Source organism: Parabacteroides sp. ASF519 (assembly GCF_000364265.2).
GTDB classification, from domain to species: Bacteria; Bacteroidota; Bacteroidia; order Bacteroidales; family Tannerellaceae; genus Parabacteroides; species Parabacteroides goldsteinii.
Genome location: NZ_AQFV02000006.1, coordinates 6,518,417 through 6,535,358, shown reverse-complemented (window position 1 = coordinate 6,535,358; position 16,942 = coordinate 6,518,417). Strand labels below are relative to the sequence as shown.

The 16,942-nt window shown below is 43.8% G+C and carries 15 protein-coding genes; 9 read left to right on the top strand and 6 right to left on the bottom strand.

Annotated features, from left to right (window positions below; translation table 11 throughout):
• Positions 1-140: 140 nt before the first annotated feature.
• The 5 genes from C825_RS26300 to C825_RS26280 all read left to right on the top strand — a co-directional run bounded on the left by C825_RS26300 (position 141) and on the right by C825_RS26280 (position 3,967).
• Complete coding sequence (locus tag C825_RS26300; protein WP_009859855.1) at positions 141-1,613, top strand: glycoside 3-dehydrogenase; 1,473 nt, start codon at positions 141-143, stop codon at positions 1,611-1,613.
• A 20-nt stretch (positions 1,614-1,633) separates the two neighbouring features.
• Positions 1,634-2,488, top strand: coding sequence for a 3-keto-disaccharide hydrolase (locus tag C825_RS26295; RefSeq protein ID WP_010800760.1), 855 nt, complete (start codon positions 1,634-1,636; stop codon positions 2,486-2,488).
• Between the two features lie 169 nt (positions 2,489-2,657).
• Entirely contained in the window at positions 2,658-3,023 is a 366-nt protein-coding gene (locus C825_RS26290) for a DUF6249 domain-containing protein (protein WP_010800759.1), read from the top strand.
• 9 nt (positions 3,024-3,032) lie between these two features.
• Positions 3,033-3,596 (top strand): RNA polymerase sigma factor, encoded by a 564-nt coding sequence (locus C825_RS26285; protein ID WP_010800758.1) that lies wholly within the window; start codon positions 3,033-3,035, stop codon positions 3,594-3,596.
• On the top strand, positions 3,593-3,967 hold the full coding sequence (locus C825_RS26280; protein ID WP_009859851.1) for a hypothetical protein: 375 nt from the start codon (positions 3,593-3,595) through the stop codon (positions 3,965-3,967). The genes C825_RS26285 and C825_RS26280 overlap by 4 nt, the downstream gene beginning before the upstream one ends.
• Before the next feature lie 104 nt (positions 3,968-4,071).
• On the opposite strand, the gene C825_RS26275 is transcribed toward C825_RS26280, so the two are convergent.
• From C825_RS26275 to surE, 6 genes are all read right to left on the bottom strand, one after another.
• Positions 4,072-5,154, bottom strand: coding sequence for a hypothetical protein (locus C825_RS26275; RefSeq protein WP_009859850.1), 1,083 nt, complete (start codon positions 5,152-5,154; stop codon positions 4,072-4,074).
• 11 nt (positions 5,155-5,165) lie between these two features.
• Positions 5,166-5,705 carry a hypothetical protein gene (locus C825_RS26270; RefSeq protein WP_010800757.1) on the bottom strand — a complete coding sequence of 180 codons (540 nt, stop codon included), beginning with the start codon at positions 5,703-5,705 and terminating at the stop codon, positions 5,166-5,168.
• A 1-nt stretch (position 5,706) separates the two neighbouring features.
• Positions 5,707-6,276, bottom strand: a complete 570-nt coding sequence (locus C825_RS26265) for an RNA polymerase sigma factor (RefSeq protein ID WP_010800756.1) — start codon at positions 6,274-6,276, stop codon at positions 5,707-5,709.
• Between the two features lie 94 nt (positions 6,277-6,370).
• A complete protein-coding gene (locus C825_RS26260; RefSeq protein ID WP_009859847.1) occupies positions 6,371-7,114 on the bottom strand; it encodes a NigD1/NigD2 family lipoprotein in 744 nt (247 codons plus the stop codon).
• Between the two features lie 82 nt (positions 7,115-7,196).
• Complete coding sequence (gene lpxB / locus C825_RS26255; RefSeq protein ID WP_010800755.1) at positions 7,197-8,330, bottom strand: lipid-A-disaccharide synthase; 1,134 nt, start codon at positions 8,328-8,330, stop codon at positions 7,197-7,199.
• Positions 8,327-9,091 carry a 5'/3'-nucleotidase SurE gene (gene surE, locus C825_RS26250; protein WP_010800754.1) on the bottom strand — a complete coding sequence of 255 codons (765 nt, stop codon included), beginning with the start codon at positions 9,089-9,091 and terminating at the stop codon, positions 8,327-8,329. Before surE ends, lpxB begins: the two co-directional genes overlap by 4 nt.
• A gap of 479 nt (positions 9,092-9,570) precedes the next feature.
• On the opposite strand from surE, the gene C825_RS26245 reads away from it, so the two are divergent.
• Genes C825_RS26245 through C825_RS26230 form a run of 4 tightly spaced genes read left to right on the top strand, consistent with a single transcriptional unit; the run spans position 9,571 to position 16,253 of the window.
• Positions 9,571-10,749 (top strand): DUF3575 domain-containing protein, encoded by a 1,179-nt coding sequence (locus C825_RS26245; protein WP_228100119.1) that lies wholly within the window; start codon positions 9,571-9,573, stop codon positions 10,747-10,749.
• Positions 10,746-11,705: a DUF5119 domain-containing protein gene (locus tag C825_RS26240; protein ID WP_010800752.1), complete on the top strand. Its 960-nt coding sequence runs from the start codon at positions 10,746-10,748 to the stop codon at positions 11,703-11,705. Before C825_RS26245 ends, C825_RS26240 begins: the two co-directional genes overlap by 4 nt.
• 29 nt (positions 11,706-11,734) lie before the next feature.
• Complete coding sequence (locus tag C825_RS26235; protein WP_010800751.1) at positions 11,735-13,018, top strand: fimbrillin family protein; 1,284 nt, start codon at positions 11,735-11,737, stop codon at positions 13,016-13,018.
• Between the two features lie 28 nt (positions 13,019-13,046).
• The gene (locus C825_RS26230) at positions 13,047-16,253 is read left to right on the top strand and encodes a fimbrillin family protein (RefSeq protein ID WP_010800750.1); all 3,207 of its coding nucleotides are present in this window, start codon (positions 13,047-13,049) and stop codon (positions 16,251-16,253) included.
• Positions 16,254-16,942: the final 689 nt, after the last annotated feature.

Sequence of the window (16,942 nt, the reverse complement as noted above, 5' to 3'; positions counted from 1 at the left end):
ACTATTTTGAAAAAGAAAGCGGGAAGGACGGCTTGTTGTTATTTTCGCATTGGCTATATTTGCGTCAGTTTGTGTTTTTAAGATGTGACAATTGAATCAGAATATTATTATTAAGTGCTAATCTATAAAAAATTATTACTATGTCAAACATCACTAGAAGATCATTTCTTCAAAGAGGCGCAGCCGCTGCTGCTGCTTTGACCATTGTTCCGGGTTCCGTTTTAGGAAAAAGTCATGGGTATGTGGCTCCAACAGATAAATTGAATATTGCTGCTGTCGGTATCGGCGGTATGGGACATGCCAATATTAATGCTGTAAAAGGAAGTGAAAACATCGTTGCTCTTTGCGACGTGGATTGGAAATATGCGAAAGGCGTATTCGACGAACATCCGAATGCTAAAAAATATTGGGACTATCGCAAGATGTACGATGAGATGGGTAAATCTATCGATGCCGTTATTATCGCTACAGCCGACCATACGCATGCTATGATTACGGGAGATGCGATGACATTGGGCAAACATGTTTATTGTCAGAAACCGTTGACACACTCTGTGTACGAATCTCGTTTGTTGACTAAACTGGCTGCTTCTACAAATGTTGCAACTCAGATGGGTAACCAAGGTTCTTCTTCTGAAGATACGGATTTGGTTTGCGAATGGATCTGGAATGGCGAAATCGGTGATATCACAAAAGTTGAATGTGCGACAGACCGTCCTATTTGGCCGCAAGGTTTGAATACTCCGGATAAAGCAGATAAGGTGCCTTCTACATTGAACTGGGATTTATTTACCGGTCCTGCCGAATTGAAACCTTTCAACAAAATTTATCATCCTTGGAACTGGCGCGGATGGTGGGCTTATGGTACAGGTGCTTTAGGCGATATGGCTTGCCATATCATGCACACTCCGTTTAAGGCATTGAAATTGGGTTACCCGACAAGCGTTGAAGCTTCCTCTACTTTGTTGCTTCGTGATTGCGCTCCTAATGCACAGCATGTGAAGTTTATTTTCCCGGCTCGTGAAAATATGCCGAAACTGGCCATGCCGGAAGTTGAAATTCATTGGTATGACGGTGGTATGATGCCGAATCGTCCGGAAGGTTTCCCGGAAGGAAAAGAATTGATGGGACCTGGTGGCGGTCTGACTATTTTCCATGGAACGAAAGATACATTGATTTGCGGTTGTTACGGACAGCAGCCATTCTTGTTGTCAGGTCGTGTTCCAAATGCTCCTAAAGTATGTCGTCGTGTAAAAGGACATGAAATGGATTGGGTACGTGCTTGTAAAGAAAATGCATCCAGCCGTGTACAAACAAAATCGAATTTCTCGGAAGCCGGTCCGTTCAACGAAATGATCGTGATGGGTGTATTAGCAGTTCGTTTACAGAGTCTGAACAGAACATTGAAATGGGATGGCAATAACATGCAATTTACGAACATCGGTGATAACGAAATGATAAAGACTTGTATCAAAGACGGTTTCACTATCAAAGATGGTCATCCTTCGTTTGCAAAAGACTGGACAGATCCTGTTAATGCAAAACAGTTTGCAGCAGAACTGATCAAGCACAACTATCGCGATGGTTGGAAATTGCCTGATATGCCTAGATAACAGTTTTAAACTACATAAAAATGAAGAAGTCAGTATTATTTGTCAGTGCCGCGCTGATGATGTGCTATTTTACATCTTGTGGCGGTGGAAAGAAAACAGATGAAGCTGCTGCCGATGCAACAGCCGAAGCAAAAACAGAAGCAGCTGTGCCTGAATACAAATTATTGGATTTACCGACAGTCGACCTGTCTAAATTCCCGAAAGATGCCGATGGTTGGATTACTATGTTTGATGGTAAAACACTGAATGGCTGGAGAGGATATGACCGTACAGATGTTCCTAATGCTTGGGAGGTGAATGACGGCGCAATTCATATCAAAGGTTCTGGTGCCGGTGAAGCTGGTGCTAAGGACGGTGGTGACCTGGTATTTGCTCATAAGTTCAAAAATTTTGAGTTGGAATGGGAATGGAAAGTAGCTAAAGGCGCTAATTCCGGTGTATTTATTATGATCCAGGAAGTGGAAGGACAACCTTCTTATATTTCTGCTCCTGAATTCCAAATCTTGGATAACGCAAACCATCCGGATGCCAAATTGGGTAAAGATGGCAATCGTATGTCTGCTTCCCTGTATGATATGATCCCGGCTAAACCGCAGAACTCTAAACCGTTCGGCGAATGGAACAAGTCTAAGATCATGTGTTATAAAGGTACGGTTGTTCACTATCAGAATGACGAACCGGTTGTTGAATATCACTTGTGGACACAGCAGTGGAAAGAAATGCTGGATAAGAGTAAATTCAGCAAAGACAAATGGCCGTTGGCTTATGAACTACTGTTGAACTGTGGCGGACCTAACAAAGAAGGTTTCATCGGTTTGCAGGATCATGGTGACGACGTTTGGTATCGTAACATTAAGATTAAAATATTGGATTAATCTTTCCGTAGTTTACGGATAACTTATTGATAAATACCCGAAATCGGAGGTGCATCCGGTTTTCGGGTATTTTTTTTGAAAATAGTTTGTCATTCCTGTAACCTTCTTTCCGGAACGTTAGTCTTATCTGTAAACGAAACAAATTAGAAACAAATTAAATATTGAAATTATGGAAAGTTGGTTGATTCCCCTGGTTGCAATTGTTTGTGCGGTAGGCTTGCCCGTAGTGTTGCTTATAGTACTTGTAGTAAGAACTACCCGGACAAAACATGAAGAGCGTATGGCTATGATCGAGAAAGGTATTGTATTGGAAGAGCCGGAAAGGAAGGCGAATAAATTCAATGCCCTGCGTAACGGTTTGCTGATGATCGGACTGGCTTTGGGAGCTATTGGTGGTATATATCTGGATGATACGATGCCGCATGACTGGGCTGGTTTTTCTGTTGTTATCTTTACTGTTTTAGGTGGCGGCATAGCTTATCTGGCCTATTTCTTCATTGTTCTCAAGATGTTGGAAAAGGAGAAAGAACAATAAACCGGATTGATGGACGAACAAAAATGGATAAAAAGCATTCTGGCAGGGGACACCAAAAGTTTCTCCTGCCTCGTCGTGAAGTACCAGCAGATGGCATTTACGATTGCCTTCCGCATACTGGAGAATCGCGAGGAGGCAGAAGATGTCGTGCAGGATGCTTTTGTCAAGATGTATCGTGCACTTCCGTCTTTCCAGTTTGGCAGTAAGTTTTCTACCTGGTTCTATAAAATTGTCTATAATACGGCCATTACCGCCCAGCGGAAGCAATCCGTATTCGACAGTTATGATGATGCTATTGCAACCGATCTTACAACCAGTGAAGTAGATAGCGCAACAGCTATCCTGGAGCGGGAAGACCGGAAAGAAATAATTGCACGTGTATTGAAAAAGTTACCTGCCGATGAGAGCCTGGTACTTAATCTCTTTTACCTGGAAGAGTGTTCCATTGCGGACATCGGTCAGATCACGGATCTGACGCCTTCCAATATTAAAGTAAAATTGTTTCGGGGACGTAAGCATTTCTACGAGACATTACAGTTAATGATGAAGAATGAAACAGCGAATGTGTTATGAGTACATCAGATAAAGATATAAACCGCTTGACCGGCAAACTTCTGAAAGAAGGAATGGTTAAGCCATCTCCGGATTTAAGCCTGCGGATCATGGAGCTTATCATGCAGGAAGAACCGTTGAAAGTACCGGAAGTGAAAAAGGCCCGGATGAGTTCCGGAATGCCCCCTTTTATGATTGTTGGCATCATTATTGCATATCTCGTCGTATTTGCCGGCGTATTGATGCTTTTAGGCCAACAACCCGCAGGAAGCGTTGATCATATGCTGGAAGGGATAAAGGATAAACTGCCGTTTATTATGACAATTGCGGCTATCGCCGGTTCGCTGATATTTTATTCGGCACTGGATAAAGTATTGGCATTGCGATTTTGATATTATCAGGCTTGAATTGTTTATATTGACAAGTTGTAACTGTTTCCCCTCTCAAGAGGGGAATTAGTTACTCCCGTCACTATAACAAATAGTATATTCTTTTTCTATTTTAACGCCTTCACATTAATATTGCTGTAATTATTTCCGTCGAAATTGATGCGTCCCTTGTTTCCGCCGTTGATTTCATAGTAATGGTTCACTTTATCCTCTGTCGAAGAGTTTGTGATGTTGAAACCACTGACATGACGGTTGGCATATTTCATGTTTTCGGCAGCGATTTTGAAAGAGGCTTTTGCCGGAACGCTGATATTCAGATTACCATAGCGTGCATCTACATTCACCTGTTTGAAGTTGGCAGACAATTCTTTTATTGTCAATGTGCTGTAAGCCAGTTCATCCACATTCAATTCATCTTTTACCGAACCGATCATCGCTTCGCTGTATTTGATCTCCATATAGCCTTTGTCAAGACTTTCGATTTTTATATTACCATACTTGTTTTCCAGATTGATCTGGCCGCATTTCTTAATATTCATATTCGAATACTTATTGTCGGCATTCATTTGTTCTGCATCGCCGACAGAGACGTTTCCGCAGTATCCCAGGTCCAGATTCGCCTTCGTTACATTATTAATATCCACATTCCCGTATTTAGCTTCCAGGTTGAGAGGCTGGGTGAAACTGCCGGCATTCAGGTTACCGTACTTCACCTGTATCGTGCTTTTGCCTTCATTCTTGTCCGGCAGATTGATGTTCCCGTATTTCTGCGACAGGTTGATTGCCAGTTTCGAAGGCATGCTGATAAAATAATTGATCGTAAACCGGATATTGGAATTGTTATTACCCCAGTTTTGCTGTTTCAGCGAAGTGATGGCGGAAACCGTATTCCCGCTTTTCTTTAGTTCGATGTTCACACGGTCGATGCAAGCCTGTGCAGCATCCGCACTTTCGGCTTTAGCCTCTATCTCAACGCGGATTGCCACTTCATTCTTGTTCCAGTGCGTGATGGTCGTATTGCCGTAACGATTGTCCGTCATCAATAGGTCACTCAGGCTGACGTCAAAAGATTTACTGATCTCTTTTTTCTTAATACTTTCCGGTTTTGCGCCCCAACTGATAGCGGTACTAGCGATAAGTAGCACTGCCAAAAGTAATAAGGAACGGCTTTTTAATTGTTTTGTATTCATGATATATATTTTTATTTGTCATCATTATCGTTTGTAACTATTTCCATCTGTTTCAGCATGATGTTCAGGCTTTCGACACTCGCACTGTAATGCTGGTTCATTGCGAACAGGCCGTCGTTTGAGCAAGGCAGTGTCGGGAGGATTGTTTCTTCAAACATATAGTTATCTTTCAGAATCCTTTTGCTTTCCTGTAACAGACCGGCGGCTCCCGGAGTCTTCTCCTTCTTATACAACGATTCCATTTGTACCATGATATCGTTGATCTGCATCTTGTAATACATCTGAAGTTCGCCAAACTCCTTTTGCTGGCTGCACTGTTGCTGTATGGCAGCTTTTTGATTTACAGGAGCAGGCGTCCCACCCGGCATGCGGAGCAGGAGTATCAGTGCAATGGCGGCTGCGGCAGCGAAAGCAGACAAACTATATAGTTTGAAATGTTTCCTGCGGGCAGGCGGCAGTTTCTTTTCGAAGCGTTCGAAGTGACCTTCCGGCATAAGGTCATCTTCAAATGCTTCTCTATTGGTGTCTATGAAATTCTTTAATTTGTCCATGTCAATTTGCTGCTATAATGTCTAACAATTTGCGCTTTGCCCGCAGATATTGGCTGCGTACGCTTGGCGGCTGAATGTTCAGGATAGAGGCAATCTCTTCCATATCATATCCCTCGAAGAGGTAGAGCGAGAGGATTACGCGGTAACCGGCGGGTAATTTACCGGTTGCCTCTTTCACCTGTTTTACCGAATAGGCTATCTCCTCTTCGTTCGGTCCGTCCGGCTCCGGATCGGCATAGTTGTCGGATAGCTCCTCCCATTCCGGTGTTTGCCGGCGCACATAATCGATGGCCGTATGGACTGCTATCCGGTGTATCCAGGCTTCGAAACATTGTCCATCTTTATATTGGTCGATGTGCGTGAAGATTTTCAGGAACGAATCCTGCATGGCTTCTTCCGCTTCACCACTGTTGCCGACAATGCGCAGGCAAGCTATGTACAATCGCTGTGCGAATTGTTTGTACAAGCCCAGTTGCGCACTCCGTTTTCTTTCCCGGCAACCCTTTATCAGTTGTACTGTTGTTTCGTTCATTTGTTTATATAAACGAGAGAAAACGTCCGACCGTTGCATCTCTGTCACAAAATTAGACAAAAAAAAGAAAGGCATCATCACGATGCCTCTCTCCCTGAACTAAATGATAAAAATAAAAGTTATGTGGGAAGGTTTAATTTGTCACTTGAAAATTCTCGGCTCCCAACATCGGCGCTTTACCGGCAGGGGTACCTGATTTGTATTTAAGTTCAATCGTATCATCACCTTCATACGATTTATACTTCACCTTCATCGTCACTGTATCACCGTTTGTAGGCGGCAGACTATTCAGTCTGAATGAGGCCAGGCCCCATCCTTGTCCACCCGACAAGTTGTTGTATGCATTATGACGGAACTCCAGTTCATATGTATCCGTATTGTTCATCTTCACCAGATTGAGAAAATGTTTGGTCGATCCGTCGAAATAAGATTCGAACTGGAAGTTAATATAACCATCCTCAATCCATACGGACTTCATCCATAACGGATCATTGCCGTAATATTCATCATTTTTCTCGCCCAGATCGCCAACGATCGATTTAGTCAATACACTGTCGATTCTGTTTACACGGACTGCATAATCATATCCTTCTGCCATGTGGCTGGTCGAATCTCCCAATAATGTAAAGTTTATAAAAGCACGTCTTTCTTTATCTACCCCGAAATAAGGAGTAACGCCGGATGCCGGCCAGAAAGTCGTTGAATCATCCCATTGCAGGTAATAGGCGTCATTCCCTAATGGTTTGATCGTAGCTATTCCAAAACTGTATTTATTAGAAGAATTACTGTCATCATCTAAACAAGAATACATGGTAAAGGTCGCCAGAATGGTTCCCAGAACCAGTATAAAAGTTTTCAACGTCCTCATCACATTCATATCACAATTGTTTATTTTCCCATTCTAAAAGGTTAGATGGAAGAATAACGGAAAATGCTGCAAAAGAAAATGATAAAAGATGTTAATGCTTCAGTGATTGGTAAATAAGTTCGGCTGTACGTTGTGAAGCACCGGGTTTTCCGAGCATCTGAATGATCTCGTCGTAACCGTCGAGCATCTGTTGACGGTAAGCTGTATCGTGAAGTATTTTGCCCAGCTCATCGTGTATCTGCTGATAAGAGAAGCGGGCGCCGAACAATTCCTGTACGACTTCGCGTCCGGCAATCAGATTCACTAGCGAGATATATTTGGTATGGAAGAAATTGCGGAAGATAAAACTGGCCAACGGTCCGGCCACGACATAGTAACAGACTACCTGCGGAACGCGGAATAGCGACGTTTCAAGCGTTGCCGTACCCGAGGTGACCAGGGCGGCCCGGCTGTGTTGTAGCAGGTCGTATGTCTTGCCGAAGATGATTTTGGCAGGATGGTTTCCTATATATTGTTTGTAATATTCCGGTTCCAGTCCGGGAGCTCCGGCTATAACCGGCTGATAGTCCGGGTAGGCAGCTGCCACTTCGAGCATGGTCGGAAGGTTATCTTTGATTTCCTGCCGGCGGCTTCCTGCAAGGAGGGCCAGGATGGGTTTATCCGGCAGTCCTTCATCGGCCATAAACGTATCGGGGCGGGTGGCTTGCTTTTCTTTATATTGGGCAACCGAGTCGACAGATGGATTTCCTACATAATCGACCGAGTAATCCAGTTTGCGGAAAAACTCGGTTTCGAAAGGCAGGATGCAGAACATCCGGTCCACATAAAGGCGGAAGTCTTTGATGCGGTACTGTTTCCAGGCCCATATCTTGGGAGAAATATAATAGTAAACAGGCAGATGCAGCACTGTCTTTACGAATTTGGCTATTTTCAGGTTGAATCCCGGATAATCGATCAGTATCACCACGTCCGGCTGATATTTCCGGATATCTTCCTGACAGGTTTTCATATTATTCAGGATTGTTCGCAGGTTGAGCAATACGGGGATAAAACCCATAAAAGCCATCTCTTTGTAATGCTTTACCAATGTGCCGCCTACAGCTTGCATCAAATCTCCCCCGAAGAAACGGAAATCCGCCTCCGGGTCTTTTTCTTTTAATGCCGCCATCAGGTTCGACGCATGTAGGTCGCCCGAAGCTTCGCCTGCGATCAGAAAATATTTCATCCTTCCCAGTTTTTGTATTTCTCCATCCATTCGTAATCCGTCACATCCAGTTTGCAGGGCACCAGCGAAGCATATCCGCTGTCGAGTGCCAGCATATCGTTGTCCGGATGAATCGGTTTGGCATTCTCGAAAGAACCTGTCAGCCAGAATACCGGTTTGCCGGCTCCATTCTCCGAGCGTTTGTATTCCTTCACCCATTTTCCGGCAGCCTGACGGCAAATCTTCATGCTTTTGACTGTATCCACTTTCGGTACATTCAGATTCAGATAGGTTCCGGTAGGTAATCCTTCTTTCAGTACACGGCGTGCCACCATACGTCCCAGGCGGCAACATTCTGTAAAGTCGGCATCTGGATGATGGTCGAGCAACGAAACTCCCAACGAAGGAACTCCGAATACGCATCCTTCGGCAGCAGCTCCCATCGTACCGGAATAAAGAACGGCTATCGCCATATTGCCACCATGGTTGATACCCGAAACGAGCAGGTCGGGCTTACGTTCAAGCACTTCATTGATAGCCAGTTTTACACAGTCCACCGGCGTCCCTGTACATTCGTAGATTGTAAGTCCGTGTTCTCTCTTCACCAGATTATATCTGATTGGATTTTCAGAAGTAATCGCACTGCTCATGCCCGAACGTGGGCCGTCGGGAGCAAATACGACTAAATCGCCCAGGTCTCTCAGGCATTCAGTCAACTCTTTAATACCTTTGGCATTTACGCCATCATCATTTGTAATCAGTATCAACGGTCTATCATTCATCGCAACTTTTTTTAAATATCACTACAAATGTAACGATAATCTTTTGACGGAGGATGCTTTTAATTTTTTCTTAACGTTCGGAGAGAGTTACTTCCGGTCGGTACAATTTGAGTTTCTGGAGTTTATATTTGTTTTATTTAAAAGGGAGTCATTGACTGTGTTGGTTGCTTTAGAAAATTTATTCAGGGCACTATTACTTTAACCTTTAATGCCTGGTTAAAAAATGCTAATGTTATTACGTATAAGGCGTTTGTATCTATCTTTGCGAAAAAATTATAAAGAATCGCTTAATACTAAATATATAGAAAGAATCTTTTTTTTCTATGAAACGGGTAATTATTGTATTTCATTTAATACTATTTTATTTCAGTATTAGTTTGTCGGCACAAGACACGAATATACACCGGGACACATTATTTGCAAATATCAAGTTCCGGCAAGGATATTCGCAGCTAGACTCTACTTTCAATGATAATCAAATGCACTTGAATCAGCTGATTACATTATTGGACAGCACAGCGCTCGACTCATCTTTAGTCCTTAAGTCCATAACTATAAAAGGAAGTGCTTCGCCGGAAGGATCTACTCCTATGAACCGCCAACTGTCGGAAAAACGTGCCCAGAGCATGAAGGCATACATTGTCGATCATACGACCCTGAATGATTTCAACATCAAAGTCGACTCTTCGGACGTGGATTGGGAATTTCTAAGTGAGATGATTGCCTCTACCGACCTGCCTTGGCGTGACGAAGCAGTGAAGATTATCGCCAATACTCCTATCTGGGTTTTCAAAGATAAGAAAATTGTGGATGGAAGAAAGAAACAGCTTTGCATGTTGCAGGGAGGACATGCATGGGAATACATGTCGAAGAACTTTTTCCCCGCCCTGCGCGCCCGATTCCGAATCATGTGTGAATGGGAAATATCCCGTCCTGCCAACAACAGGGGTGATGAATGTAAAACAGATGAATGCGAAACGATAGTCAACCAACCTTCGACTGAAGAAAGATTAGCCGATGTCGGCAAGGATTCGGTAGCCACATCCCTGGTGCCCGACATGCGCAACACCGTCTCCACCGATTCCCTCGCCTTCACGGCAAAAAGCGAGAAAGACCGGAAGTTTGTAATGTTATTGAAAACAAATATGCTGTATGATGTTATGGCTATACCCAATATAGGTATAGAAATACCCATCACTCCCAAATGGTCGGCAAGCGCCAACTGGATGTATGCCTGGTGGAGCAACGACACCCGCCACCGCTTTTGGCGGATATACGGCGGTGATGTGGAACTGCGACGTTGGTTTTCGCCCCGGCGCGACACCCGTTCACTGCTATGCGGTCACCATTTAGGTTTGTATGGACAGATGCTGACTTACGACATCGAGTGGGGCGGACGCGGTTACTTGGGCGACCGCTGGAGCTGGGCTGTCGGGCTTTCCTATGGATATTCGCTGCCCCTGGGGAAACACTTCAACATCGACTTCACGCTAGGTGTAGGATACCTGGAGGGAGACTACATGAAATACCATCCGGAAGACGGCTGTTACTTCTGGGACTCTACTCATCGGCAAAAATGGTTCGGTCCCACTAAAGCCGAAGTTTCACTGATCTGGTTTATAGGCGGACGTAACCAACAGAAAGGAGGTGAACAATGATGCGTTCTGTAAAATACTTATGGGTAGTGCTGGCAGCATTGGCACTTCTCACCCAGTCGTGTGAGCATAAAGATCTTTGCTATCGTAACGAGCATCATACCGAACTCGAAATCAAGTTCGACTGGAGCAACGCTCCCGATGCACAACCCCGTACCATGGTGGTGCAGCTATTCCGTATGGACGGCAGCCACTACCAGCGTCGCGAGTTCTCTTCGCGCGAAGGCGGTAAAATTAGCATTGAGAGTGGTGAATACAAGGTATTGTTTCACAACGGAGAGATGGAATCTGTGACTGAACGCGGAAATTCTTTCGACAACTATCAGCTTGTCACCGATCCGCAGTCGCTTCTCGAACCCATGGGGCGCGGAGACCTCAGTACGCCTCCATTGCCCGAAGGTGCTGAAGAGCAGCCCGTGCGAAGTGTGCCGGCCTGCGTATGGGGTGGCAAGTGCGACTACCTGCAAGTGCAGGAGAATGTACCCGGGCAGATACTTACCCTGACTCCCGAAGCGGTTACCGTGGAATATACGGTAGAAGTGCGAAACGTGGAGAACATGACCGACCTGATTGATTTCAGCGCCGCCTTGAGCGGCATGTCCGAAGGGTGGAGCCCGGCTGCTGATCAGCAGCCGGATTCGTCGACTGACGAATCCGGAGAATCGGTGGTAATGCCCTTTGAATTGCAACGATATACTGACAAGAAAATGCTTATGGCGCATTTCGCGTCCTTCGGCCACTGCCCTAACGGAGAAGAAGGAAAGCACACGTTGACCATCTATACTTCCAATCAGAAATACTTTCACAACGATGTCACCGAGCAGCTGCACGCGGCTCCTGACCCTACCCACATCCATATCGTAATAGACGGCCTGAAGATTCCTTCGGGAGACGGAGGCATGAATCCTGATATTTCAGGATGGGACAACGTTGTGGAAACAGATATCGATATGAATTAAAAAAATAATAAACTTAAGGGAAACAAATTATGAACGGAAATGTAAAATTACTGGGAATGGTTGCTACAGCCTCCATTATGCTTGCCTCTTGTTCAAACGACGAGTTGAAGGAAGTTTACAAAGGCGAAGAAATTTCATTTACCACGCAGATAAAGACGCGTGCCACAGAGACAACGATTGATAATCTTGATGGATTCTATGTTTATGCAAAAGCAGATGGCTATGCACAGATGTTTATAAATGGACAAGAGGCAAAGAAGGATAAGAATAACAGTAACAGTTTTACGATTGCAGACGATAAGGGAGGCGGCTATTTATGGCCGACCGGAGTAAACAAGATAAACTTCTGGGCATATGGTCCCAACACTCTGAATAAAGACGTTTTCAAAGCCTCGATAAATGTTCAACAACAGAGCTTTACTGTAGAGTTGGCTTCATCCATGGAAAATGGAGGTGCAGACCAACAAGACTTTATAGTGGCACACAAAGAAGTAGAAAAGAACAAAGTTGCTGGAGGAAGTATACCTTTGGCGTTTTCTCATGCTTTATCGCAGATTCGCATCAATGCCAAATGTCCGGATAATGCAAATTATAATGTGTATATCAAAGGAGCATGGCTGATGAACGTACATGGAAAAGGCACATTGGGATTTAAAGCAGTTGACCACGAAAACGACGAAACAACAGCAGTTGATCACATGGATTGGCACTCCAGTACTCTCACCAATTATGGTGTCAAGTTAAAAGATAACGATACTCCACTTGATGCTCAACCTAGATCTTTAATAGGTTTTGATACGGATGGTAATAAGAATAACAGTTTGATGCTTATTCCGCAATCACAAAAAGGATGGAATTCATTAACCAATTCAAACGGAGCATACATCGTGCTACTTTGCCGTATCGAATCTATTCACAAGGGAGCTATTCATACTGACAATGGTAATACCTCTACTGATAATGGTCCGGTTTTTGAAGAGGGAGGCAAACATTACCACCAGATATTCCCTGTTTCCAACAAGTGGAATAAAGTCGAATATGGATATACATGCGTAGCTATTGATGCAGATTGGAAACCTAATTATAAATACATCTACAATCTTGTATTTTGTGGACAAGGTAGTGGAGCAGGTGTTTATCCTCCTGAATTGCCTAAGTTACCGGATGTTGATGGAGTAGAGGTTGTGCCAACTCCCGGTGATAAAGGACCTGGAGATCTGATACTCGACAAGCCGCTTTCTTTTTCTGTCAGCGTAGGAAATTGGGAGGATGGCAAAACCGGAAACGAGGATGGCGATACAAACATGGACTAATCAACAAATATCAAAAAAAAACGTGCTTATGCGACATTTTCGTATATTTCATTCATCCTTCGGACTTATGCTTGCAGGCGTTGCGGCTTGTGCCGTATTGTCCTGTACGGACGACACTTTCGATAAGTACGGACAACAAGGTGCTTCGGGCATGCTTGCGTTCGATGTGGTGGCACCGGGCAGTTGGGCCGACGGTTCTGCGGCCACTCGTGCAGCCGACAAAGACATAAGCATCCGGGAGATAACACAATCCGGAGGAGGGAAGCCCTTATATTTAGTTACTGAAATTGCGGAAGCTGCTGTGGATACAGCGGCTTCCAATGCTATAACCCGTGGCTCCACGATAACCGAAGGTACATTCAAAAAACAGTCCTTCGGACTTTCGGGGATATGCTATACCGGCGATTGGCCTGAAGGAGAAGAGGGAAATGAGTGGACCACCAACTTTGCCCACAACATACGGGTGAGCTATGAGGGTAATAAATGGAATTCGGAAAAAACTCTGCAATGGGTAGCTTCGGAAAATATCAAGTTCTTTGCCTACTCACCCTACTCTGCTGCCGTACCTTCTTCTTCCGGTGCTTCTGAAGAAGAAGCGGCCGATGCAACCAACAGCACTCCTTTCATTATCCATTCGGCAGAGGGGGCTACCGGTGTTCCCACGTTGACTTATACAGTTCCCCAGGACGTGACCAAGCAGATTGACCTGATGTATGCCATCGCAAATTGTACTGGAAACGGTACAGGAGATGTTCAGAATGGAGCAGTGCAATTGAACTTCAAGCATGCACTGACTGCCGTCACCATAAAAGCCGGCAAAAAGATGCTTCCTGGAACAGTTTCCAAAATAGAGATTTCCGGAGTGCATGGAAGCGGTATTTACCCGATAGGAGCGAATAAATGGACAACTACGGACAAAGCCGACCGTACTTTCAGCATAGAAAATGAAACAGCAATCAAGAATGAATCCGATACTGAATCTGGCACCGTGCTGAATCCGGACGATAAGGGATATACGTTTATGATGATTCCCCAAACGCTCACGAATGAAGCAAAGCTAACAATTTCATTTAAAGACGATCTTACAGGTCTGGATCGCACACTTACTGCCAAGCTAAAAGATTTTACGAACGACAGCCAATGGAAGGTAGGGAAACAATATACCTACTCCATCAATTCCACCGGAATCGTGGTAGAGCCGGTGATTGAATTGACAGTCAATCGAGATAATACGTTGTATCCTAATGGCGGTTTTTGGGGTACAGACACGCCGAATCCTAATGCTGAATCTCTATACACAGAAATGCAAGATGACGAAAAACTGGCATATCTTCCGGTCAGTGGTGTTCTGAATGATGTAAGTATTGCCGCATATATGCATGTGGTACAAGACAAAGCAGAATCAGAAGCTGCAAAAAATCAAATTCGGAAACTTGATTTTGAGATTGAGTACTCTATTGATGGTGGCTCTAGTTGGAAATCGGAAAAAGAATTTGGATGGCGATCGACAACCGTTCCCCAAAGCACAGCAGACGACACCGACTTGACGGCACCCGTAAGCGGAAGCATTGTTTTGCCTGCTCAACCCAAATTTACAGATATGCGGAATTTCTTGTATGGGAAGGGGACCACTATAGAAGGTGTGACGTCAGAAAAGACAATTTCTGAAGGTGGAAAAGGCTCGAAAGAGGTACCATACGATTTGGTTGCGAATAATGAAGTAAAAGAAAGTGCCAACTGCTATATTGTGAATGATCATGGCTATTATACATTTCCGGCTTACTATGGAAATACTTATGGCAAGGGTGGTGATAATTCGTCATACAAGTATAATACTTCTGAACCAATTCCAGAAGGATCAAAGAACTATGTACTTGAAAACTTCGTTGGACATGATGATAACCCTATTTCAAGTGGTCAAATTTCAGGAGTATCTGACGCAATACTGCTATGGCAAGACAGTCCGGACCTTGTTACAGAGGTGAAATACGACAATGATAAAGTCTCTTTCCGTGTACCCGAAGAGACCATCAACCAAGGTAATGCTGTGATTGCCGTGCGCAACAGTTCCGGGGATATTTTATGGAGCTGGCATATATGGGTTACCCATCGCAAGTGGGATTCTTCATCTTGTATACGATTGTCAGACAAAAATTTGAATGAAAAGGACAAGCCGTTTATCATAGCTCCTTGTAACCTCGGTTATTGCGAGCCACATGGAGAAGACGATAAAAGAGACATACTGATACGTTTTGTAGTTGATTCCAAACTGGTAGGTGATAGTGAAGTTAAACTAACAGTCAATGGAGCACCGCAACCTGAGACAGCAGAAACAAACAAGGGCACCATTACGTTTACTCAACCCAAGATTGCAGCATCCGTAGCTGGCGACAACACTTATTACCAATGGGGACGTAAGGACCCAATGCTCCCGGGTATTCACAATACTAATACTTACGGAGATCAAGAATTAGATATGGTAAACAAAATGTTCTATTCTAAAGAGTATCGTTTTACTTCAGGAGAAAGTGGCAGAAGTATTGGAGAAAGCATACAATATCCATATCGGTTCTTTATGTATAAGCGACCCCAAAATGATAGCGACAACAGCGGTATAGACAACTATAAACGGCGTCACTGGCATGATGGAAGCGATAAACCTTATCGCCTAAAAACCGTCATGAACTATTGGAATACGCAATTGATACAAAGTGGTATGTCTAGTTTTGATTATACAAATACAACAGATCCCAATTACAGTGCTGAACCTAATGATAAATATGTTATCAAAACAATATATGACCCTTCACCGGCAGGATTTAAAATTCCGCCTATTAAGGCTTTTGCTGATTTTTTTGATGATGTAAAACTCAAAGCAAGAGAGAATCCCAAGCCAGGACAGACCCAAACTGCAGGTGAGCCAAATGCAGTGGAAACATTAAATGGATGGCAGGTTACTGTTGGCGAAAAGGAGTTTTATTTCCCTGCTACCGGAGTACGGGATATGGGAGTGAAAGATCGTGAGGTGAGTTATGGCACTTTTCCTGCTTTCTCTTCAATAACATACATAGCAACATCCGGATTTCATAACAGCAATGGAACTTCTTCAAGTTGTTTAATATTCTCTATCGATAAAAGATCAAGTGTGGATTTTCCCAATTGTACCACTCCTATTCATGGGACCAACAACGCATACGGTTTCACCGTCCGCCCTATCCGCGACGGTCAGCAATAAAGCAGCCGTTTAGAGTCTCTCCTGAAAGGAGTACATATTTCTTTTATACTGCCATACCGGGCTTGTAGCAGGCAATCTTCTCCATCCAAAGAGAAGCGCCTCTTGCAAGCCGGGTATGGCAGTTCTTTTTTTCATCAGCCTTGCTCCAAGCATCTACTTATCGGGAGCTAAGTCGTCATTGTATCTTTGTCATATAAAGTTTTTCCGTTTTTTTCTTCATTTGTTCATATTGGTGTTATTGTGCTGATGATTAGTAGTTTGCAGATGAATAGAATGAAGGATATTATCCGATGGCATCATATAATTCAAATTTTCCATGTAATATAATAAATAAAGGCTAACTTTTTATACTCTCAACAAAAGAGCAAGTGCGTATGTTTTAGGTATTTATCTTATTATTCTTAGCTCAAAAGTCATATCTTATTTCTTGTTCGTCATCTGTCGGGCGCTTGTTCTACAGGTATCAAACAAGCGTCTGACAGATATCGAATAAGCGTTTGACAGATGACGGACAAGAACGGATACGGCACTTCCGGTCTAAAAGTATACCGGTCTCGCCTTACCTATACACCAATAAAGAGATAAGATATACTTGTGGATTTGCCGGTATTCAATGAGTATTCACCTTAATTTCAGTTGCGATTTATATCGGATCCTTCATTATATTCATCTTATATTGGTTGATTTAT